This is a genomic window from Micromonospora sp. NPDC005298, assembly GCF_040607375.1.
In the GTDB taxonomy this organism is placed as follows: domain Bacteria; phylum Actinomycetota; class Actinomycetes; order Mycobacteriales; family Micromonosporaceae; genus Micromonospora.
Genome location: NZ_JBEXGP010000003.1, coordinates 105,433 through 127,382, shown reverse-complemented (window position 1 = coordinate 127,382; position 21,950 = coordinate 105,433). Strand labels below are relative to the sequence as shown.

The 21,950-nt window shown below is 72.2% G+C and carries 16 protein-coding genes; 9 read left to right on the top strand and 7 right to left on the bottom strand.

Features of this window, described 5'->3' with window-relative positions; translation table 11 throughout:
• Positions 1 to 55 precede the first annotated feature (55 nt).
• The 6 genes from ABZS77_RS09545 to ABZS77_RS09520 all read left to right on the top strand — a co-directional run bounded on the left by ABZS77_RS09545 (position 56) and on the right by ABZS77_RS09520 (position 6,692).
• Positions 56 to 793: a redox-sensing transcriptional repressor Rex gene (locus ABZS77_RS09545; protein ID WP_354819886.1), complete on the top strand. Its 738-nt coding sequence runs from the start codon at positions 56 to 58 to the stop codon at positions 791 to 793.
• Positions 790 to 2,187 (top strand): glutamyl-tRNA reductase, encoded by a 1,398-nt coding sequence (locus tag ABZS77_RS09540; protein WP_354819883.1) that lies wholly within the window; start codon positions 790 to 792, stop codon positions 2,185 to 2,187. The genes ABZS77_RS09545 and ABZS77_RS09540 overlap by 4 nt, the downstream gene beginning before the upstream one ends.
• Positions 2,184 to 3,152, top strand: a complete 969-nt coding sequence (hemC, locus tag ABZS77_RS09535; protein WP_354819880.1) for a hydroxymethylbilane synthase — start codon at positions 2,184 to 2,186, stop codon at positions 3,150 to 3,152. Before ABZS77_RS09540 ends, hemC begins: the two co-directional genes overlap by 4 nt.
• Positions 3,149 to 4,729, top strand: a complete 1,581-nt coding sequence (locus ABZS77_RS09530) for a uroporphyrinogen-III synthase (protein ID WP_139586874.1) — start codon at positions 3,149 to 3,151, stop codon at positions 4,727 to 4,729. The genes hemC and ABZS77_RS09530 overlap by 4 nt, the downstream gene beginning before the upstream one ends.
• A gap of 20 nt (positions 4,730 to 4,749) precedes the next feature.
• Complete coding sequence (hemB, locus tag ABZS77_RS09525; protein ID WP_354819877.1) at positions 4,750 to 5,733, top strand: porphobilinogen synthase; 984 nt, start codon at positions 4,750 to 4,752, stop codon at positions 5,731 to 5,733.
• 443 nt (positions 5,734 to 6,176) lie between these two features.
• Positions 6,177 to 6,692, top strand: a complete 516-nt coding sequence (locus tag ABZS77_RS09520) for a helix-turn-helix transcriptional regulator (protein WP_354819874.1) — start codon at positions 6,177 to 6,179, stop codon at positions 6,690 to 6,692.
• 67 nt (positions 6,693 to 6,759) lie between these two features.
• Here ABZS77_RS09520 and ABZS77_RS09515 read toward each other — a convergent pair whose 3' ends face one another.
• The 3 genes from ABZS77_RS09515 to ABZS77_RS09505 form a co-directional block, all read right to left on the bottom strand.
• Positions 6,760 to 10,038, bottom strand: coding sequence for a lamin tail domain-containing protein (locus ABZS77_RS09515; protein ID WP_354819871.1), 3,279 nt, complete (start codon positions 10,036 to 10,038; stop codon positions 6,760 to 6,762).
• A gap of 92 nt (positions 10,039 to 10,130) precedes the next feature.
• A complete protein-coding gene (locus ABZS77_RS09510) occupies positions 10,131 to 11,147 on the bottom strand; it encodes a GNAT family N-acetyltransferase (protein WP_354820467.1) in 1,017 nt (338 codons plus the stop codon).
• A 72-nt stretch (positions 11,148 to 11,219) separates the two neighbouring features.
• A complete protein-coding gene (locus tag ABZS77_RS09505; RefSeq protein ID WP_354819868.1) occupies positions 11,220 to 12,539 on the bottom strand; it encodes a lytic murein transglycosylase in 1,320 nt (439 codons plus the stop codon).
• A gap of 54 nt (positions 12,540 to 12,593) precedes the next feature.
• On the opposite strand from ABZS77_RS09505, the gene ABZS77_RS09500 reads away from it, so the two are divergent.
• Together ABZS77_RS09500 and ABZS77_RS09495 are read left to right on the top strand one after the other, a co-directional pair.
• Positions 12,594 to 12,815, top strand: coding sequence for a zinc ribbon domain-containing protein (locus ABZS77_RS09500; RefSeq protein WP_354819865.1), 222 nt, complete (start codon positions 12,594 to 12,596; stop codon positions 12,813 to 12,815).
• A gap of 152 nt (positions 12,816 to 12,967) precedes the next feature.
• A complete protein-coding gene (locus tag ABZS77_RS09495; protein WP_354819862.1) occupies positions 12,968 to 15,808 on the top strand; it encodes an NB-ARC domain-containing protein in 2,841 nt (946 codons plus the stop codon).
• Positions 15,809 to 15,923: 115 nt separating this feature from the next.
• Here the strand turns inward: ABZS77_RS09495 and ABZS77_RS09490 are convergent, their stop codons facing one another.
• Together ABZS77_RS09490 and ABZS77_RS09485 are read right to left on the bottom strand one after the other, a co-directional pair.
• Positions 15,924 to 16,460: a phospholipase gene (locus ABZS77_RS09490; RefSeq protein WP_354819859.1), complete on the bottom strand. Its 537-nt coding sequence runs from the start codon at positions 16,458 to 16,460 to the stop codon at positions 15,924 to 15,926.
• A 179-nt stretch (positions 16,461 to 16,639) separates the two neighbouring features.
• The gene (locus ABZS77_RS09485) at positions 16,640 to 18,289 is read right to left on the bottom strand and encodes a family 10 glycosylhydrolase (protein ID WP_354819856.1); all 1,650 of its coding nucleotides are present in this window, start codon (positions 18,287 to 18,289) and stop codon (positions 16,640 to 16,642) included.
• 205 nt (positions 18,290 to 18,494) lie between these two features.
• On the opposite strand from ABZS77_RS09485, the gene ABZS77_RS09480 reads away from it, so the two are divergent.
• Complete coding sequence (locus tag ABZS77_RS09480; RefSeq protein ID WP_354819853.1) at positions 18,495 to 19,997, top strand: amino acid permease; 1,503 nt, start codon at positions 18,495 to 18,497, stop codon at positions 19,995 to 19,997.
• A gap of 61 nt (positions 19,998 to 20,058) precedes the next feature.
• Here the strand turns inward: ABZS77_RS09480 and ABZS77_RS09475 are convergent, their stop codons facing one another.
• Positions 20,059 to 21,087, bottom strand: a complete 1,029-nt coding sequence (locus tag ABZS77_RS09475; protein WP_354819850.1) for a glycoside hydrolase family 43 protein — start codon at positions 21,085 to 21,087, stop codon at positions 20,059 to 20,061.
• Positions 21,084 to 21,941, bottom strand: coding sequence for a carbohydrate ABC transporter permease (locus tag ABZS77_RS09470; RefSeq protein ID WP_354819847.1), 858 nt, complete (start codon positions 21,939 to 21,941; stop codon positions 21,084 to 21,086). Before ABZS77_RS09470 ends, ABZS77_RS09475 begins: the two co-directional genes overlap by 4 nt.
• Between the last annotated feature and the right edge of the window lie 9 nt (positions 21,942 to 21,950).

Below are 21,950 nucleotides of genomic sequence, written 5' to 3'. Positions count from 1 at the left end.
GTCCACAAGCGGCCGACCAGCGGAGTTGGCCGAGGATCGCACCGCACGGAGTCTCATGAGTCAGCACCGTCACCCAGGCGCGCCCGGCCGTGCCGGTGCCGTACCCGCACTCCCGGACCTGCCCGAGGCGACCGTCGCGCGGCTTCCCGAATACCTGCGTGCGCTGCACAACCTCGCCGACGGTGGGCACGAGACCGTCTCCAGCGAGGGCCTGTCCGCCGCCGCCGGCGTCAACTCCGCGAAGCTCCGCAAGGACCTCTCCCACCTCGGCTCGTACGGCACCCGGGGCGTCGGCTACGACGTCGCCCTGCTGATCGAGCAGATCGAGTACGTGCTCGGCCTCACCCAGCGCCGGGCCGTCGCCCTGGTCGGCGTGGGTAACCTCGGTCACGCCCTGGCCGGCTACGACGGCTTCGCCAGCCGGGGCTTCCGGATCGCCGCACTGCTCGACGCCGACCCCTCCCGGGTCGGTGAGGAGATCAACGGCCTGATCGTCCGGCACGTCGACGAGCTGCCGGCGATCGCCGTGCAGGAGTCGATCGCGATCGGCGTGATCGCCACCCCGGCCGCCGCCGCCCAGAGCGTCGCCGACCAACTGGTCGCGGTCGGCGTGACGAGCATCCTCAACTTCGCGCCGTGCGTACTCTCGGTGCCGGAGGGGGTCGACGTGCGCAAGGTCGACCTCGCCATCGAGCTGCAGATCCTGTCCTTCCACGAGCACCGCAAGGCGTCGCTCACCGCCCTGCCCGGCGGGCTCGCGGCCACCGAGACCCAGGAGGCGATCGGCACGTGAAACTGCTCGTCGTCGGCGCGTCCTACCGGACCGCCCCGGTCGCCACGCTGGAGCAGCTGGCCGTGCCCCCCGCCGACCTCACTCGCACACTTGACCGCCTGGTCGCTCAGCCGTACGTGAGCGAGGCGGTGCTCGTCTCCACCTGCAACCGGGTGGAGGTCTACGCCGCCGTGTCCGGTTTCCACGGCGGCCTCGGTGACGTCTGCGCCGTCCTGGCCGAGCAGGCCGGCTGCCCGACGGCTGCGCTCGCCAGCCACCTGTACGTGCACTACGACACCGCTGCCGTGGACCACGTCTTCCGCGTCGCCACCGGCCTGGACTCGATGGTCGTGGGCGAGGCGCAGATCCTCGGCCAGTTGCGTGACGCGTACCACTGGGCCACCGGCGCCGACTCGGCCGGCCGCCTGCTGCACGAGCTGATGCAGCAGTCGCTGCGGGTGGGCAAGCGCGCCCACGCCGAGACCGGCATCGACCGGGCCGGCCAGAGCGTCGTCACCGCCGCGCTGGAGCTGGCCGCCGAGCACCTCGACGGCGACCTCGCGGGCCGACCGGCCCTGGTGGTCGGTGCCGGCGCGATGGGCTCGCTCGGGGTGGCCACGCTCTCCCGGCTGGGCGCGGGGCCGCTAACCGTCACCAACCGGGGCGCCGACCGGGCCCTGCGGCTCGCCGAGTCGTACGGTGCGGGCGCCGCGCCGATGAGCGAACTGGCCGACACCCTCTCCACAGTGGACATCGTAGTGGCCGCCACCGCGTCCACCGAACCGGTCCTCACCCGCACCGTGGTCGGTTCGGCACTCGCCGAACGTGACCCGGCCCGGGGCCCGCTGGTCCTGCTCGACCTGGCCGTCCCGCGGGACGTCGAGGAGGGTGTCGCCGACCTGCCCGGTGTCGAGGTGATCGACATCGACCGGATGGCGGCGCTCCTCGCCGACGGTCCCGCCGCCGCGGACGCCGCCGCCGTCGAGCGGATCGTGCTCGGCGAGGTGGAGAGCTTCCTCACCTGGCTGCGCGGCGCCGACGTGGCGCCCACCGTGGCCGCGCTGCGCGGTCGGGCCGACGACGTGGTCACCGCCGAACTGCGCCGGCTCGCCCAGCGCCGCCCCGACCTCGACGACGACCTGCGCGCCGAGGTCGCCCGTACGGTGCACCGGGTCGTGCAGCGGCTCCTGCACCAGCCCACCGTGAAGGTCCGCCAGTTGGCCGCCGAACCGGGCGGGGACCAGTACGCGGCCCTGCTGCGCGAGCTGTTCGACCTCCAGGTGCCGCAGACCTCACCGGTGGACACCGTCCCCGAGGTGCTGACCCCCGACCTGGGCGCCGTGTTCGCCAGCACCGACCCGATGCCCGGCACGGACCCCGCCGACCAGATCCCGCCAAACGGAGGAGCGCGATGACCGCCCCCCTGCGCCTCGGCACCCGGGGCAGTGCCCTGGCGATGGCCCAGTCCGGCCAGGTCGCCGAGGCGTTGACCGCCGCCACCGGCCGACCCGTCGAGCTGGTCGAGGTGGTCACCGCCGGTGACCGTTCCAACGCGCCGGTGCACCGGCTCGGCGTCGGGGTGTTCGTCTCCGCGCTGCGCGACGCGCTGACCGCGCGCACGATCGACTTCGCCGTGCACTCCTACAAGGATCTGCCCACGGCCGGCGCCGCCGGGCTGCACATCGCGGCCGTCCCGGCCCGACAGGACCCGCGCGACGCGCTGATCGCCCAGGGCGGGCGGACGCTCGCCGAGCTGCCGCCGGGGGCCACCGTGGGCACCGGCGCGCTGCGCCGCATCGCCCAGCTGCACGCCCTCGGGCTGCAACTGGAGGTCACCCCGATCCGCGGCAACATCGACACCCGCCTGGCGCGGGTGCTCGGCCCTGAGGCCGACCTCGACGCGGTCGTGCTGGCCCGGGCCGGCCTGGCCCGGATCGGTCGGACCGACGCGATCACCGAGACGCTCGACCCGATGCTCATGCTGCCCGCGCCCGCCCAGGGCGCGCTGGCAGTGGAGTGCCGGGTTGACGACCAGGATCTGGTCGAGCTGCTCGGGATACTCGACCACGCACCGTCGCGCGCCGCGGTCACCGCGGAGCGCGCGTTGCTGGCAACCCTGGAGGCCGGGTGCAGCGCACCCGTCGCCGCCTATGCGGAACTCGCCGAAGGTGACGCCGGCGATGAGATCTACCTGCGCGGGGCGGTGATCAGTCCGGACGGCACTCGTGACCTTCGGCTGTCCCGCACCGGAACGCCCGCCGACGCGGCGGAGATCGGTAAGGCACTCGCCGCCGAACTCCTCGACCTCGGCGCCGACTCGATCCTCGGCCACGAAGGACACACCGGCCCGGGGACCCAGCAATTTGGGAGCACAGAATGACCCGCACCCGTAAGCCTGTCGGCCGTATCGCGTTCGTCGGGGCTGGCCCCGGTGACCCGGGCCTGCTGACCCGTCGGGCGCACGACGCCCTGGTCGACGCCGACCAGGTGATCTACGACCGGGGAGTCCCCGAGTCGTTGCTCGCCGTCGTTCGCGCCGAGGCCAGAGACGACGCCGAGTTCACCCCGGCCGAGGGCGCGCCGGGGGACGTGGCGAAGGTGCTGATCTCCGCGGCCCGCTCCGGGCTGAACGCGGTGCACCTGGTCGCCGGCGACCCGTTCGGCCACGACTCGGTGGTCAAGGAGGTGCAGGCGGTGGCCCGCACCGCCGCCCACTTCGAGGTGGTGCCGGGTGTCGGCCAAGCCGAGGGGGTAGCCACCTACGCGGGTGTTCCCCTGCCGGGTGTGCGTACGGCCGCTGACGTCGAGGACGTCAGCGCACTGGACTTCGAGGCGCTCGCCGCGGCCGTCGGCCGGGGTTCGCTCGCGCTGGCCGTGGACGCCGGTGATCTCGCCGCCGTCCGGGACGGACTGCTGGCCGCCGGGGTCGACGGCACGACCGGGGTCGGTGTGACCGGCGACGGCACCGGTGAGACCCAGTACACGACCACGTCGACCGTGGACAGCTTCGTGGCCGCCGCGCTCGGCTTCACCGGCCGCGTGGTGCTCACCGTCGGCGCGGGCGTGGGCCAGCGCGACAAGCTGAGCTGGTGGGAGAACCGCCCGCTGTACGGCTGGAAGGTGCTCGTACCGCGTACCAAGGAGCAGGCCGGCGCGATGAGTGCCCGGCTGCGGGCGTACGGGGCGATCCCGTGTGAGGTGCCGACCATCGCGGTCGAGCCGCCGCGTACCCCGGCGCAGATGGAGCGCGCGGTCAAGGGCCTGGTCGACGGCCGGTACGCCTGGGTGATCTTCACCTCGGTGAACGCGGTCCGCGCGGTGTGGGAGAAGTTCGCCGAGCACGGCCTGGACGCCCGGCACTTCGGCGGCGTCAAGATCGCCTGCATCGGTGAGGCGACGGCGGACGCGGTCCGCGCCTTCGGCATCCAGCCGGAGCTGATCCCCGCCGGGGAGCAGTCCTCCGAGGGGCTGCTGGCCGAGTTCTCGCCGCACGACGAGATCCTCGACCCGGTGGGCCGGGTGCTGCTGCCGCGCGCCGACATCGCCACCGAGACGCTCGCCGCCGGGCTCACCGAGCGCGGCTGGGAGGTCGACGACGTGACCGCGTACCGGACGGTGCGGGCCGCGCCGCCGCCCGCCGAGATCCGCGACGCGATCAAGTCGGGCGGGTTCGACGCGGTGCTCTTCACGTCCAGCTCGACGGTGCGCAACCTGGTCGGTATCGCGGGGAAGCCCCACGCCCGTACCGTTGTTGCCGTTATCGGGCCCAAGACGGCGGAGACCGCGACGGAGTTCGGCCTGCGGGTCGACGTCCAGCCGCCGCACGCCTCGGTGCCCGACCTGGTGGAGGCGCTCGCCGCCTACGCCGTCGAGCTGCGCGAGAAGCTGGCAGCCATGCCGGCCAAGCAGCGCCGCGGCTCGAAGGTGCAGGGCCCGACCGCTCTGCGCTTCCGGTAGTCGTTCGAGGAGGCTCTGCCATGTCGTTCCCCGAGATCCGGCCCCGCCGGCTGCGCCGTAACCAGGCGACCCGCCGGCTGGTGTCCGAGACCCGGGTCGACCCGGCCGAACTGGTCGTGCCGATGTTCGTCAAGGAAGGGCTGACCGAGCCGCGCGCCATCGGCTCGCTCCCGGGGGTGTTCCAGCACTCCCGGGAGTCGCTGCGCAAGGCGGCCGCCGAGGCGGTCCAGGCCGGCGTCGGCGGGATCATGCTCTTCGGCGTGCCGGAACGGCGGGACCCGACCGGCTCGGGCGGCATCGACCCGAACGGCATCCTGAACGTCGCCATCCGCGACGTGGTGGCCGAGGTGGGCGACGCCACGGTGGTGATGAGCGACCTGTGCCTGGACGAGTTCACCTCGCACGGGCACTGCGGGCTGCTCACCCCCGACGGCGAGGTGGACAACGACTCCACCCTGGCCGCGTACGCCGAGATGGCGGTGGCCCAGGCCGCCGCCGGCGTCGGCATGGTCGGGCCGTCCGGAATGATGGACGGCCAGGTCGGCGTGGTGCGCCGGGCGCTCGACGCGGCCGGACACCAGGACGTCGCCGTGCTGGCGTACGCCGTGAAGTACGCCTCTGCCTTCTACGGCCCGTTCCGGGAGGCGGTGGAGTCGGCGCTGGAGGGCGACCGGCGCTCCTACCAGCAGGACCCGGCCAACCTCCGCGAGTCGCTGCGCGAGGTGGCGCTCGACGTCGCCGAGGGGGCCGACCTGGTGATGGTCAAGCCGGCGCTGCCGTACCTCGACGTGGTGTCGGCGGTGCGGGCCGCGGTGGACGTCCCGGTCGCGGCCTACCAGGTCTCCGGTGAGTACGCGATGGTCGAGGCGGCTGCCGCGAACGGCTGGATCGACCGGGATCGGGTGATGTTGGAGACGCTCACCTCGATCAAGCGGGCGGGTGCCCAGATCATCCTCACCTACTGGGCGGTCGAGGCCGCCCAGCTCCTGCGCGAACGTCACTGACCCGAGCCGCCGGACCGCCGGACCACCGGACCGCCAGCTCGTCGGTCTGTTCGGTGCTGCGGGATCGATCGCAGAGCGTGACAACCCCAATGGCCCCACATCCACCCCACAGCCCCTTTGCTCTGCACCCACGGAGGCGACGGTAACCCTCCGCTTCCGGTGCATATTGAGCTGCAGAGCAAAGGGGGAGTGGTTGGGGTGGTGGGTCGGCCGGCCGGGCTCGGCGTTTCTCCTGTTCGGGCTCGAAGCTGCTCCTTCTCTTGATCCTCCGACCCTCCAGGGCGGCGGGAAACCCGTCACCCGCTGTGATAGCGGCGCGTGGGATGCCGCGAGCACGGAAAGTGACCCGCCGGCGATGGGGCGGTTATCCACAGGTCGGCGCGTTGTCCACAGGTGCGGTGAGCGGGATTGCGGTCAGCTCCGCCGGGCGGGACGGTGGCCGCATGAGCGATTCGTCAGCCTCGTCCGAGCCGGTGCTGCTCACCGAGCCTTCCGAGACGCCCTGGCCGGCCGCCGGTATCGTCCGTGCCGTCCGGCGTCGGGCCGACCTGAGCCAGCGCGAGCTGGCCCGGTGGGCCGGTGTGCACCACGCCACCATCGGCCGGATCGAGGCCGGACGCATGGTGCCGAGCATCGGCCTGCTCCGGCGGATCATCGGCGTCGCCGGCTACCGGCTGGCCGTTGTGAACGAGTTCGGCCGGGTGCTCAAACCGATGCTCGACTGGCAGGACACGCTCGACGGCGCGGAGCGTCGCTACCCCTCGCACCTGGACACCATCCTCGACCCCGAGCCGGGCGAGTGGTGGGCGGACATCTACGGGCTGGCCCGCCCACCCGAGACATTCCACCGCAACAGGGCGGCACGAGACGCGATGCGGCGGCGCAGCCAGTGGGAGGTGCGGGTGGCCCAACACCGGCACCTGCCCCCACCACCCTGGCCCAGGCGCGGCGTGGTCTGACCGTGGCACGGACGAGGCCCGCCGATCCGGAAGCGGATCAACGGGCCTCGCTCGTGAACGCGCGACGTCAGTCGTCGTTGGTGATGGTGCCCGTCGCCAACGGATCGGCCAGCCGCAGGCCGGGCACGCCGGCCACCAGCAGCGTCAACTTCTCGTTCGGCTCCCGCTTCCGGTCACCCCGTACGGTCACCGGGAAGGCGACCGACGTCTGCCCGGCGGCCAGCACCTTGCAGCCGACGTACGCGTCGAAGTCCGAACCCGCCTGCGCCGTTCCACCGACGGTGGTGGCGCAGAGCAGCACCGGCTGCGACAGCGGACGCGACACGCTCGCGGTGAAGGTGAGCTGCCGCGTGCCCTGGTCACCCTCGACCACCGTAGCGTCGGCGACCGTCAACGACGACCGGGAGCGGAACCTCGCCACCTGCGGGTCGTGGTCACTGGACCCCCGCGACCCGTCGCCGGTGAACTCCGCAGGCCAGTCCGCGTTGATGTGCGCCGCCCGGACCTGCACCAGGTCGCCGTAGAACGCGTCGTTGACGAACAGGTGGTCGAGCGTCTGCGCCTGCCCCTCGAAGCTGTACGAGTACGCCGAGGCCGGCACCTCCGCCACCAGGTTGTCCCACAGGTTGTGCAGGCCCGCCTCGTACAGCGGCGCCAACTGGTCCGACACGGTGGGCTGGCTGCCCGTCGCGATCGGGTCGTCGGGTCGGGGGAACACGTTCAGGTCCCCGCCGTAGACCACCCGGGCGTTCCGGTCGGCCGCCTCGATCGCGGTCACGATCGCCGCCCCGTAACGGGCCTGCTCCCGACGCTGCCCGATCCGGCCGTCCGGGCCGGAGGAGTAGTGGTTGCTGAGCGCGTACAGCGTGAACCGCTCGGACGAGCCGGGCGCCGCCGCCACGCTGAACCTGCCCAACTGCGGAGCCCTGGTGAACACGTTGGTGCCGTCCCGACCGGTCGACGTGTCCACGTCGGACGGCAGCACCGCGTTGAGCGCCTTGGGGTTCTGCACGTCGGCGTTCGCCGGCAGACCAGGCGCGCGGTACTGGACGGTCGGCGCCGAACCCAGCAGCGGGTCGTCCGCCGTCGCGGCCGGCAACGACAGCCGGTCCGTGCGGTACAGGAACGCGGCCGTGATCCCGCGGGCGTCCGCCCCGGTCCGGTCATAGGCCGCGGCGTACGCGGGCCCGCCCGCCTGCGCCACGGCGAGCGCCAACTCCTGGATGCTGTCCGGAGCACCATCGGCGTTGTCGGTGTCACCGCAGGCCAGCGCCGCCCCGGACACCGTGCAGATGTCCTGGTCCTCGGCCTCCTGCACGAGGATCAGATCCGGCGCGTGCAGGTCCTTGACGATCTGGTCGGCGAGCGCCGTCAGGTGATCCTGGTAGTCCGCCTCGCTGCTCGGCACATAGTCGAACGGCGGGCTGACCCCGGTGCAGCCGGAGTTGCCGGCGAAGTCGCAGCCGTCGAACGGGTCGTCACGGTAGTCGTACAGGTTCTCCACGTTGTACGTGGCGACCGCCACCTCCTGCGACCGGTCGGCCGCCTTCGGCGGGTTGTTCCTCGACGGGTCCGCCCCGGCGTCGAACTCGGCCCGCTCGACCTGGACGCCGTACTTCTCGAACGAGTAGTAGACGCCACCCACGGCGTCCGTGCGCAGCGTGTCGAACGTGTGCGCCGGCGGGAGCAGCGCGGCGCTGTCCCCGGCGGTGGCCTTCACGCCCATGCTGCCCAGCAGCACCCGCTGGCCGTTGCCGTCGTCGAAGCGGCGGGTCGGATCGTTGTCCAACGGGTGCGAGTCCCGGAAGACCCGCCGGGCGTACGGGTCGGCGCGGTCCAGCAGCGGGTCGTCCCGGTCGACCACCCACAACTCGGCGTCGGCCGTGGACGAGAAGACATCGCGGCCGCTCACCGCGCCGCTGCCCGCGCGTACCCGCAGACGGGAACCCTCGTGCCGCTCCCAGAAGCGCTGCGCGTCGGTCAGCTCGACGGGCGGCGCCGCGACGGCCACCGCCACGTCGGTGTCCACGTCCAGGCCGGTGGCGATCCGGCGGACCAGTGAAGCTCCGGAGAGCTGGGTGAAGTTGTAGTACTCCGACACACGGGCCCGGAGCACCACCTCGTCACCGACCGTCGGCACATACCCGCCGACCAGCGACGTGAACGCGCCCATGAACACGAAGACGCCGTCGGAACTGGTCGGGTCGCCGTCGGTGTCGCCGGTGCGGCTCTGCAGGAAGAACCCGTGCTGCTCGGCCCCGGCCGAGGTGCGGGCCAGCGTCAACTGGGTGATCACGCCGCGTACGTCGTACATCGTGCTGCTGGTGCCGTTGCCGCTCGCCGGTGCGAGCGGCGAGCGGTCCGACGGGCCGGACTCGGCGTCGGTGGTGGGGCCCTGCACCTCCCCGACTGTCAGTTCCCGGGTCACCTGCACGGCCAGGGCGCAGCTGGCGGTGCCACCGTCCGCGTCGGTCGCGGTCACCGTCACGGTGTACGCGCCGGCGGCCAGGTCGGCGCTCGCGCCGACCGTGGCGCGGGCGGTGCCGCCCACGCCGTCGGCCGGGGTGAACGCGGTACGGGAGATCGAGCCGGCGGTCGGCGTCGGGCTGACCGCCGTCACCGCCAGGTCGACGATCGTGTCGTCGGAGTCGGTGGCGGTGACCTCCCGGCTCGCCGCCGTGCCCGCCGCGGTGACCAGCGGCCCGCCGCAGGTCAGCGTGGCCGGTGCGTCCACCGGGCCGCCGCCGTCCACCGTGTGCGCGCCGAGCCCGTCGAAGGTGTCGGTCGGGAAACCGGCCCACTGGGTCGCCGGGTCGAACGCGTCCGACGGGTCGGTGTCGCCGGCGGCCACCGTCGCCAGCCGGCGCAGGGTGTTGTCAGCCGTGCTGGTGGCCCCGGCACCCCATTCGGCGCCCGGGTCGACACCCACCTGGCCGATCGAGTCGAGCACCGTGGTGCCCCGGCGCAGCACGATCGCGTCGTCGCCGTTGAACAGGCTCGCCCCGGTGGTCTGGTCGGCCTGGGCGAGGACGGCGGCCGAAGCCGACGCGCTGGCGAAGACGAACACGTCACCGGCGGCCACGCTCCCGGTCAACGCGATGGTGGTGGCCGTGGTGGAGCCGTTGAAGTACAGCTGCAACTGGTAGCCGCCGGCGGTCAGGTCGACCGGCGCGCCGGTGCCGTTGAACAGCTCGATCGCCTTGTTGTTCGACGATCCCTCGACGTACTCCGAGATGAACAGGTCGGTGGGCGCGGCGCTGGCCGCGGTGGGTGCGACGCCGAGCGCCGTGAGGGTCACGGCGACGGTGGCGGTCGCAAGCGCGGCTGTTGAGCGGCGCGGGCGCATAAGGCCTCCACGATGGGTGGACGGGGTCAACGCACGTTAAGGTGCCCGACTGTCCATCGTCCATCCCCCATCGGACAGTTTCGTGAATTCCCTCAGCGCGGCGGGTCGAGGCGGTGCACCAGCTCGGCGACGTCGACGCTGTATTCGCACCAGTCCCGGTCGGGCCGGTAACCCAACTCCGCGTTGACCTTGAGCATCGCCTCGTTGGCCTGCGCGTTCCAGGTCTGCACCTCGACCAGCTCCGGCTCGGCGGACCGCAGCTCCAACAGCATCCGAGCCTTGATCGCCCGGTCGATGCCGTAACCCCGGTGGTCCTGCGCGACGATCGTGTCGTACTGGTCGGCGCGGGTCGGGTGCTGCGCCGGCACCACCACCTCGGTCAGACCGGCCACCTCACCGCTCTGCTCGTGCCGGGCCAGCACGATGTACGGCTTCATGCCCCGCCGGTGCAGGGTGTCGAGGCTGTCCCGCAGCCGCTGCGGATCGTACGAGCTGGGACGCAACTCGCCGTCGTCGACGTCGCGCACCTCGGCCTTGGCCCGCGCGTACGCCTCGATCAGGTCGTCCGGTGGGCCGCCGGGGAAGAACTCCAGGTGGTAACCCGCCGCGACGCCGGTGGCCATCTCGGCCAGCTCCGGCCAGTCGACCCCGGACAGGTCGAGGACGCTGCGCGTCTCCACGTACTCCCGGGTGAAGCCGAGCGACTCGTAGAAGCCCACCGCTGGCGTGTCGCCGACGACCTCCACGCCGATCGACCGGAAGCCCTCCTGGTAGACCCGGCGGGCGGCCCGCAGCACCAGGTCACGGCCGAGTCCGGAGCGTCGTACCGAAGGGTGCACCAGCACCTCGAGCACGCCGATGTCACCGAGGAGCAGCACGTGGACCTGGCCGAGGATCGCACCCGGGTCGGCGGTGTCGGTCGGGTCGGCCTGGGCGATCCAGGAGATCCGCCGTTCGCCGGGCATCACCTCTGCGAGATATTCCCGCAGGGAGGTCTCCCGCCAGGGCGGGTCCTGCGGCAGATCGGCCGCAAGAACCGCGTTCAGCGTGTCCAGCAGCGACGCGATCTCGGCGGACGACGCGGTCCTGGGGTCCCACTCGCGCACCATCACCCGTCTAGCTTGCCGCCAACAGCAGCCCGGGGGAAGTGTCCAGTTCTCCAATGTATGTGAACGATCACTTCACGTGCGGCTGGCCCGTCCGTACCGGTTTGCGGTGTCGAAGACGTCCTGGGCGTACCGGCGCACGTCGTTGTACGACAGGATCGCGTTCCACCAGTCGCCCGGGATGCTCAGGTTCCGGCCGCCCTTGCAGAGGTAGTTCGCGGCCGCCAGGGCGGCGTCGTCGAGGTCGTGCGGGTCCTTGCGCCCGTCGTTGTCCGCGTCCGCGCCGATCTCCTGCCAGGTGGTCGGAATGAACTGCATCGGCCCGATCGCGTGGTCGAAGGTGGCGTCCTTGTCGAGCGCGCCGCGGTCGGTGTCGATGATCCGCATCCGGCCGCCGTTGCCGTCCAGCGGCTCACCGATGATCTCCGGCAGTGCCCTGCCGTCCTGTCCCAGCCGGGCGTCGTTTGCCGAGCCGTGCCCCGACTCGACCTGACCGATCGCGGCAAGCGTGGTCCAGCTCAACGCGCAACTGCGGTTGGTCTGGGCGAGCACCAGCTCGGCGTAGCCGTACGCCTGCATGGCGACCGGCGGGACACCGACCCTGGCGCCGACCTGCTGGGCCCAGCTGGCCAGAGCGTCCGAGGGGCGTCCGCCGACCACCGGCGGAACGACCGGGCCGGTCGGGAATCCGCCGGTGGGGAACCCACCCGTCGGCCCGCCGGTGGGTACGCCGCCACTGGGCAGGGCGGTGGGCAGCCCGCCGGAGGGCAGGCCGAGCGGCGGAGGGGCGGCGGTGGGCGTCTCGGACGAGTCGGCCGCGACCGGTCGGGGGGCGCGGACGGTGGCCGGCACGAGCAGCGCGCCCGCCGCGGCGGTCGCCGCCACCAGGGCCAGCAGGAACACGCCGGGCAGGGTGAGCCGGCCACTGGGCCGGCGGGCCCAGGCCCGGGTCGCCCGGGCGGCGGTCGTCGCGGCCTGGCGCGGCGGCGGCAGTCGTACGGCGTGCGCGAATGGCACCCGGCGACGCCGCCCGGGATCGGTGACCGCCGGGACGGGTGTGGTGTCCACAGTGGTCACCGTCAGGTCCGTCGCCGGGGCGGTTACCGCGGTCTCGCTCGTCGACGTCCCCGCCGCGGCGGCGTCGGGTCCGGTGGTCGCCCTCGTCGGCTCCGGCTCGCCGCTCGGCTTGACGGGCTCCGGCTCACCGCTCGGCGCGTCGGCCGTCGGGGAGGTGGAGGGGCTGGTGGTGGAGCCGCCGCTCAGCCAGGGACGGCGGGGGCGGGGCACCGCTCTCGGCGCCGGGTCGGGCGCGGCCCCCGAGCCTTCCAGCGGGCCGTCCAGCGGCGCGGACGGTCGCAGCGGTCGTACTCGCATTTTGTCCTCGCCGTCCACCACCCGTCGAGTATTACCCATGCCCCGCCAGGCGTCAGGTCCACGTACCCTGATGGCATGCCCCGGTACGAGTTCCGATGCCGCGCCTGCGGCGACACCTTCGAGGTCAACCGTCCAATGGCGGCAGCCGGCGAGCCGGCGACCTGCCCGCAGGGGCACGCCGACACGGTCAAGCTTCTCTCCGCGGTCGCGGTCACCGGCCGGGGCGCGGGCGGTTCGTCCGGTGGCGCCGCGGCCCCGGGCGGGGGCGGTTGTTGCGGCGGCTCCTGCGGTTGCTGATCCGGCCGATTCGCCGCCGTCTGGTGGGCTGCCCTTGCCGGGAACGGGTTCGAGTGGCACTTTGAGGCGGCACCGGGCCGGCCGTTCTCACGATGCGTGACCGCTCGGACTCAGGCAGCATGAACCCGACGTCACGGGCGGAGGTTCCACGCATGTCGCCACGGATCCAGCTCCCGAGCGGTTGGGTGACCTTCGTGTTCACCGACATCGAGGGCTCGACCCGGCTGGCCCAGCTGCTCGGCCCGGACTACCGCCCGGTGCTCGCCGAGCACCGCCGGCTGCTGCGCCGGACGCTCGCCTGCACCGGCGGCGCGGAGCTGCTGACCGAGGGCGACTCGTTCTTCCTGGCCTTCGACGACGCGACGGCGGCTCTGACCGCCTGCCTGACCGCGCAGCGGGCGTTGGCGAGCCACGACTGGCCCACACCGGACGCCGCGCCCCGGGTGCGGATGGGCCTGCACACCGGCTACGCGGAGCCGCGCGACGGGGAGTACGCGAGCCCCGAGGTGCACCGCGCGGCCCGGGTGGCCGCCGCGGCGCACGGCGGGCAGGTGCTGTGTTCGGCGTCGACCGCTCGCCGCGCCGACCCGCTGCCCGCCGGTGCCACCCTGCTCGACCTGGGCCTGCACCGGCTGCGCGGGTTCGACGACCGGGAGCGGCTGTTCCAGCTTGTCGCGCCGGGCCTGGAGCGGCAGTTCCCCCGACCTCGCACCGCCGACGCGGTGGCGCACAACCTGCCGACGCAGGTGACCTCCTTCGTGGGCCGGCAGGCCGAGCGCGTCGAGCTGGGCCTGCTTGTGGAGCGGCACCGCCTGGTCACCGTGCTGGGTGCCGGCGGCGCGGGCAAGACCCGGCTCGCGGTGGAGCTGGCCAGCGGTGTGGTCGAGGCGTACCCGGACGGGGTGTGGTTCGTCGACATCGCCTCGGTGACCGACCCGGGGTTGGTGGCTTTCGCCATCGCCGCCGTGCTCGGGCTGCGACCGGAGCCGGGCCGCCCGATGCTGGACACCCTCGTCGAGTACGCGGCCGGCCGCCGGATGCTTGTCGTGCTGGACACCTGCGACACGCAGCCGGCGGCGTGCGCGGAGGTCATCGCGCGGCTGCTCTCCGGTGGGGGAGGCGTACGGGTTCTGGCGACCAGCCGCGAGTCGTTCAGCCTGCCCGGCGAGGTGGTGTGGCGGATTCCGCCGCTCTCGGTGGACCCGCGCGCCGACGGCGCGGAGAGCGACGCGGTGGCGCTGCTGCTGGACCGTACGGCGGCGGCGCGGGGTGGTCGGCAGCCGGAAGCCGCCGAGTCGGCCGACCTGCGCCGGGTGGTGCAGCGGCTCGACGGGCTGCCTCTCGCCATCGAGTTGGCGGCGGCTCGGCTGCGGGTGCTGTCCGTCGGTCAGCTCGCCGAGCGGCTGGACGACGTGCTCGGCACGTTGGACGCCGGCCGGGAGGATCCGGACCCGCCGCCGGTCGAGCGGGGTTGGTCGGGCAACCAGCAGGACACCGTGGACCTGGTGGCGGCGGCGGCCGGGGCGTCACCGCCGACGCCGGCGAGCAGGGCGGTGCAGCGCTCGGCCACCGAACGGCACCTGACCATGCAGGCCACCGTCACCTGGTCGTACCGCACGTTGGGGCCTCGGGCGGCCCGGCTGCTGCGCTGGCTGGCGGTCTTCGCCGGCCCGGTGGACCTGGCGACCGTGGAGTGGCTGCTGGGCGACGACCCGTTGGATCCCCTGTCGGTGCTTGTGGACAAGTCGATGGTGTTGGCCGAGCCGCGGGCTGCCGGCAGTACGTACCGGATGCTCGACCCGATCCGGGCGTACGCGGCGCGGCGGCTGGCCGAGGCGGGCGAGGAGCAGGCCGCCCGGGACCGGCACGTGGCCTGGTCGGCGCACGCGTTGGAGCGGGCGCACCTCGGCCCGGACGGCCGCCCCGTGACGCTGTCGCTGTACACCCTGGACCCGCTGGCCGGGGAGTTGCGGGCGGCGTTGCGGTGGTCCGCCACCGGTGGCAGCGCCCGAGCGGGTCTCGGTCTGGCCGGTGGACTGGACCACTGGTGGCGTGAGCGGGGCCTGGCCCGGGAGGGTCGGTTGTGGCTGTTCCGGTTGTACGGGCGGATCGCGGAGACCGGTGAGCGGATTCCGGAGGCTGAGCTGGCGGCGGCGTACCACATGCACTCGCTGCACGCCGGCGCGGACGGCGAGTTCGCCGAGGAGTTGCGCTTCTCCCAGCGGGCGGAGGCGGCGGCCCGGCAGGCCGGCGACGCCGGGCTGCTGGCGCGGGTGCTCGCCGGTCGTGCGGCGCCGCTTGTCGACATGAGTCAGTTCGCCGAGGCGGAGCGGGTGTGCCGGGAGGTCATCGACTGGGCGCACGGGCAGGACGTGGTCGGCGAGGCGTTGTTCGCGGTGTTCAGCCTGGCCGAGCTGCTGTGGCGAAGGGGTGCGCTGGCGGAGGCCGCGGACCTGCTGGGGGCGGTGCGTCCGGTGGAGGCGGCCCGGCCGGTGGAGCGGGGTCGACGTTCGGTGGACATGCTGCTCGGGATGGTCGCGTTGGCCCGGGGCGACGTGATCGCCGCGCACGAGCATCTGCTTGTGGCCTTGCGGTCCCGGATGGGGCACGGCTATCACGGCGGTGCGTGCGACACGTTGAACGCGATCGCGGTGCGTTGCGCGGCCGGCGGGGACCGGCTGACCGCGGCCCGGCTGTTCGGGGCGGCGCAGGCCACCCGGGCGAGCATGCGGGCGACGCCGGGAATCTACGGCGGCTACTGGGCCGAGCAGCAGGCGGAGCTGCGCGCCGCGTTGGGCGACGCGGCGTTCGACGACGCGTACGGCGAGGGCGCCGAGTTGGGGTTGGACGAGGCGGCCGCGCTGGCGCTCGACGTGGAACATCCGGATCTGGCCGCGGATTCGACCCGCTTCAGTACCGGCCTGTCCCAGCCGACCCCCCGTCGTCCCGCCGACCCGGACCGCCATCCGGCAACCCGAACCGAACGCGCCTAACCCCTCCCTGCCCCGCCCCCGCCTCTGTTGATCAAGAGGTTTGCGTCAGGAAACGGGCTTCCGATGACGCAAACCTCTTGATCAACGGCGGGGTCAATGGGGGGAGGGGAGGGGGTCAGGCGCGGGCGGCTTTGGCTTCGGCTTCGGCCTTCATGCGGGCGGCGCGGTCGATGTCGGCCTGCTGCACTGCGGCTACCGAACCGAAGATGCTGACCGCCTGGTAGTAGGTCCAGGCCAGGCTGTAGCAGGCCGGCCGGACGACCGAGTTGTACGTGGTGCAGACCCGCTTCAGGTCCGCGTAGAAGGCGCTGTCGAGGCGTGACTTGTTGGCCGGGAACTGGCCGACGGCCTTGTAGTTGCGGTAGCCGAAGTCGTGCCGGTAGCAGCCCAGGTTGAAGGTGAACCCGAGCGGGTTGTCCGGGCTGGACGAGCAGTAGTCGGTGGACCAGTTGAAGTTGTACTCGGCCCACGGTGCCCGGTTGACCCGGGCGTTGTTCCAGGAGTTGTAGCTGGACGCGCTGGTCTGGGTCCAGCTGGACAGCACCGACAGCTTCTCGGCGGGGGTCACGGCGGCGGCGGGGGAGGCGATGGCGAGTGTGGCGAGCAGCGCGAGCGCGCCCGAGGTGAGCAGGGTGGCGAGACGTCGGGGCACGGGTTACCTCCGCGGGGTGAGCGGCTGGGACGGAAGTTACCGGCGGGTCACCGGGATGTCGATCAGTGTCGATCAACTGATCAACCAGGTGGTACGTGTCTCGCCAACTATTGGTGACATGGGTTGAAACAGACGAATGCCCCGGACGCGTGGGGCGCCCGGGGCATTCGGAGAGAGCGTCAGCGCAGGCTGAACGCCGGCGGGCTGGGGCGGCTCTCGTTGGCCGACCGGTCAAGCGCGGTCACCAGGTAGGTGTAGCGCTGGCCGGGCTGGGCCGAGGTGTCCACCCACGACTGTGCCGCGCCGGGCACGGCCCGGACGGTGTCGACCAGGTGCGTGGCGTCGGCGGTGGCGCACCGACCGGGGATCGAGGTGCCGTCGAACCGGTAGATCGCGTACGAGGTGGCCGTACCGAACGGTCCGACGCCGTCGGCGGGCTGACGCCAGGTGAGGCGTACCCCGTCGGCCTGCCGGGTGGCCTTGGTGACCACCGGGAAGAGCAGCGGCCGGGCCGGAAGGTGCGGCATGGCCGGCACCAGCGCGGGGCGCGAGTAGTGCTCGGCGGCGTAGATGTCGGTGGCGCCGAGCCGGTTGGCCCGCACCTGCACGGCGGAGAAGTGCACGTTGCCCTGCACCTCCGGGTACGACCGGTTGAGCGTCAGGTGGTCGGACAGCTCACGCGGGTTCTGCCAGAACGGCCCGTACGCCGGGTCGCCGCTCTTGTAGTCGGCCTGGCCGATGTAGAGCTGCACGCGGGTGCCGCGCACCGTCTCGGCCCACCACGGCACGAGCCGCGCGTAGTCGGCCGCCGGGTACTGGCCGATGTACCAGTAGAGCTGCGGCACCACGTAGTCGATCCACTCCTGCTTGACCCACTTGCGGGTGTCGGCGGAGATGATGTCGTACGACTGGCTGCCGGTGGTGTCCGAGCCGAGCGGGTCGGCGGTCTTGTTGCGCCAGATGCCGAACGGGCTGACGCCGAACTTCACCCACGGCTTCGCCGCCTTGATCTTGCCGTTCATCTCCTGGATCAGCAGGTTGATGTTGTCCCGCCGCCAGTCCGCCCGGTCGGTGAAGCCCCGGTTGTACGCGGCGAAGGTGGCGTCGTCGGGCACCTGGTAGGTGCCGCTCGGGTAGGGGTAGAAGTAGTCGTCGAAGTGCACGCCGTCGATGTCGTACCGCTTGACGGCGTCCATCATCGCGGTCTGCACGAACTCGCGTACCTCGGGAATGCCGGGGTTGTAGTAGAGCCGGCTGCCGGCGACGCCCGCCGGCGGGTAGGCGAAGGTCCAGTCCGGGTGCTGCCGGGCCGGGTGGTCGGGGGCGAGCTGGGTGAGGTCCGCTCCCGCGCCGCCGGGGGCCGGCATGGAGACGCGGTACGGGTTGAACCAGGCGTGGAACTCCAGGTTGCGCTTGTGCGACTCGGCGACCAGGAAGGCCAGCGGGTCCCAGCCGGGGTCCTGGCCCCGGACGCCGGTCAGGTACTCGGACCACGGCTCGTACGGCGACGGCCAGAGCGCGTCGGCGGTCGGCCGGACCTGCACCACGACGGCGTTGTGGTTCAGCCGCTCGGCGAGGTCGAGCAGTTCGCGGTACTCGGCCTGCTGGGCGGCGATCCGGTCGGGGCTGGTCTGGGACGCCTTGCTGGGCCAGTCGATGTTCACCACCGACGAGATCCACATGGCCCGGAACTGCCGCTTCGGCGTGGCCGGGTCGGTGACGCAGTTGGTGGTGGTGGTGGAAGGTGCGGCGCTCGCGGGGGCGGCGGCCGCGAGCGTGGCGAGCAGGGCTGTGGCCAGCCCGGCGGCCGCGAGGCGAGTTGCCTTCATGCGGTGTGTCCCTTCGTTGGGGCTCCCGTGTGATCAGCGCGGCACGTTCGGCAAGATTCGCCGACAGCTATCTACCGCTGGTAGGAAATTTTCACACTCGGCCGGTAACCGCAAGGGGTCGTGGTTGACCATTCCCGCCACTGGGTAGCAACGTCGGTCACCGGCCGCCACAGGGTGGTCGCACGGTGGTGGGAGGGGTGAGCGCATGTCCGTGCTGCGCACAAAACCGATCAAGGACGTGATAGCTCAGGGCGAGGCGGACGGCAGCGACGGCCAACTGGGACTGAAGCGACGGCTCGGTGCGGTAGACCTGACCGGCTTCGGCATCGGCATCGTGATCGGTACCGGCATCTTCACCCTCACCGGTATCGAGGCCCGCGACAGCGCCGGCCCGGGCGTCGTGATCTCCTTCGCCATCGCCGGCGTGGTCGCCCTGCTCGCCGCCCTCTGCTACGCCGAACTGGCGTCGAGCGTGCCGACCGCCGGCAGCGCCTACACCTACGCGTACGCGACGATGGGCGAGATCGTCGCCTGGATCATCGGCTGGGACCTGCTGCTGGAGTTCGCGCTCGGCGCCGCCGTGGTGGCCCGAGGCTGGTCCGGCTACCTCGCCGAACTGCTCGACCTGCCGACCCGCTGGTTCGGTGAGGAGGGCAGCACCGTCAACATCGGCGCCATCGCCATCGTGCTGATCCTCGGCATCGTCGCGATCGTCGGCATCCGTGAGTCCGCCCGGATCACCAACCTGCTGGTGCTGGTCAAGGTGGCCATCTGCGTGTTCGTGGTGGTCGCCGGCCTCTTCTTCGTCAAGGCCGCCAATCTCACCCCGTTCATCCCGCCCGCCGAGCCCGCCGGCAGCGGCGACGACGGCATCAAGCAGCCCGTCACCCAGGCGCTGTTCGGGCTGGAGCCGTCGGTCTTCGGCTTCGTCGGGGTGCTCAGCGCCGCAGCCGTGGTCTTCTTCGCGTACACCGGCTTCGAGGCCGTGGCCAACCTGGGCGAGGAGACCCGCAAGCCCAAGCGCGACCTCACCCTGGGCCTGCTCGGCACCCTGCTGATCTCCACAGTGCTCTACATCGGCGTCTCGCTCGTGGTGGTCGGCATGGTGCCGTACACCGAGATCGACCGGGGTGCCCCGATCGCGTCGGCCTTCGAGTCGGTCGGCGCGGGCTGGGCCGCCGTGCTGGTCTCCATCGCCGCGGTAGCCGGCCTGACCAGCGTCATCCTGGTCGACCTGGTGGCGATGGGCCGGATCGGGTTCGCCATCGCCCGAGACGGGCTGATCCCGCCCTCGATCGCGAAGGTGCACCCGCGCTGGGGCACCCCGTACCGGATCTCGGCGATCATGACGGTGGCGGTCGCGCTGCTGGCCGGCTTCCTGCCGCTCTCCGCCCTCGCCGACCTGGTCAGCATCGGCGCGCTCTGCGCGTTCGTGCTCGTCTCGATCGCGGTGCCGATCCTGCGTCGCAAGCGCCCCGACCTGGAGCGCCCGTTCCGGGTGCCGTTCTCCCCGGTGCTGCCGATCGTCTCCGCGCTTGCCTGCTTCTACCTGATGCTGAACCTGTCGGTGGAGACCTGGCTGCGGTTCCTGGCCTGGATGCTGCTCGGCGCGGTCATCTACTTCGGCTACGGCCACCGCCGCAACCGGCTGGCCCAGCACGAACCGGCGGTCGCCCCGCCGCCGCGCGAGCCGACCGCCGACAGCTGACGTGTAAGGAAGGGCCCCTTGCAATCGCGTAGCGATTGCAAGGGGCCCTTCCTTACACGCATCACGGACGCCGCTGAGATCCGGCGGTCGGACCCTTGACCACCGGCCTGCCGTCGACCCAGGTCACCTCGTCCAGCCACACCTGGCGGCCGGGGTCGGTGCTGCCCTCCTGGCCGGGAGGCCAGGCGTGGTACAGCAGCCAGGTGCGGCCGTCCTTGACCACCATCGACGCGTGGCCGGGGCCGGAGGCGGCCTCGTTGCTCCTCAGGATCGGGTTCTCGGTGGCCTTCACACACGGGCCGGTCGGGCCCTCGCAGACCGCGTAACCCTCGGCGTACTCCGCCCGGTCGTACGCGTTGGCGGCGAAGAAGAGCAGCAGCCGGCCGTCCTGACGGTGGAAGAACGGCCCCTCGATCAGGGTGCCCTCCCACGGCTCGGTCTGCTTCAGCAGCTTCGTCGGCTCGCCCACAAGGGTCAGGCCGTCGTCGGCGAGGCGCTGCGACCAGAGCCAGGTGTCCACCCCGATCGCGTTGCCGTCGTTCTTCCACAACAGCCACAGACTGCCGTCGGTGTCCCGGAAGGGGCTGGCGTCGATCGCCCCGCCCAGCTCGGCCTGGCAGATCAGCGGACCGTCCGCGTCGTCGGAGTACGGCCCCTGTGGCGCGCTCGCCACCGCCCGCCCGACGCACTGCCGCCCGGACTCCCGGCCGGCGACCGTGTAGTAGAGCAGGAACCTGTCCGGCGCGAGCTCGATGGCCTCGGGCGCCCAGGTCTTTCCGGCGTCCGCCCACGCCGGCAGCGTCGGCAGGGCATCCCCGGCCTCGGTCCAGTCGACCAGGTCGGTCGAGGTGAGCACCGGGACGTTGCGGCCCTGCGAGTTGGTGTGGAACAGGTACCAGGTGTCGCCCACCCGGATCGCCTGCGGATCCGGGGCGTCGGTGCGTACGACCGGGTTGGTGAACATGCTGGAGTCGCTCCCGCCGCTCGTGGTGGCTGTGGGTCGGGCGTCGTCGGCGCAGCCCGACGCGAGCAGCGCGGCGGCGATGATGATCGCCGCCGCGCCGCCGCGCCAGGTCCTCGTGCGGGTCACCCCTTCAGACCGCTGCGGGAGACGCCCTGGATGATGTGCCGCTGCGCCAGGACGAAGAGGATCAGCACCGGCAGGCTGGCCAGCACCGCACCCGCCATGATCACCGGATAGTCGGTGACGTACGAGCCCTGGAGCAGGCCCAGGCCGGGCGGCAGGGTGAGCTTCTCCGGGCTGAACAGCACGAAGATCGGCCAGAGGAAGTCGTTCCAGTTGGTGAGGAACGACAGCACGGCCAGGGTGGCGAGCGCCGGCTTGGACAGCGGCAGCACCACCTTGTAGAAGATCTGCCACTGGTTGGCGCCGTCGAGGGTGGCGGCCTCCTCCAGTTCGTTCGGCAGGGAGAGGAAGAACTGCCGCAGGAAGAACACCCCGAACGCACTGGCCGCGCCGGGCACCACGACCACGGCGAGGGTGTCGATCCAGTTGAGCTGGTCGACGATCAGGAAGTTCGGGATGATCAGCGACGTCGGCGGGATGAACAGCGTCCCGACGATCAAGGCGAAGGTCACCCCGCGCCCGCGGAACCGCAGCCGGGCCAGGGAGTACGCGGCCATCGAGGCGGTCACCAGCACCAGCAGCGAGTGCAGCGTGGCGGCCACCATGCTGTTGAGGAACCAGCGCAGCACCGGGTTCGCCGAGTTGTTCATGATCTGCTCGTAGCCGTAACCGGAGAGCGGGTTCGGCAGCCAGCTCGGCGGGATCTCCTGCGCTGCCGTGTAGGTCTTCAGCGAGGTGATGACCATCCACACCAGCGGGGTCAGGAAGACCAGGGTCAGCGCGACCAGGATCGCGTAGAACACGACCCGGCGCGCCCCCCGGGCGGAGCCGTCGGTGGTCGGCGTGGGCGTCGTCATGGCGGTCCC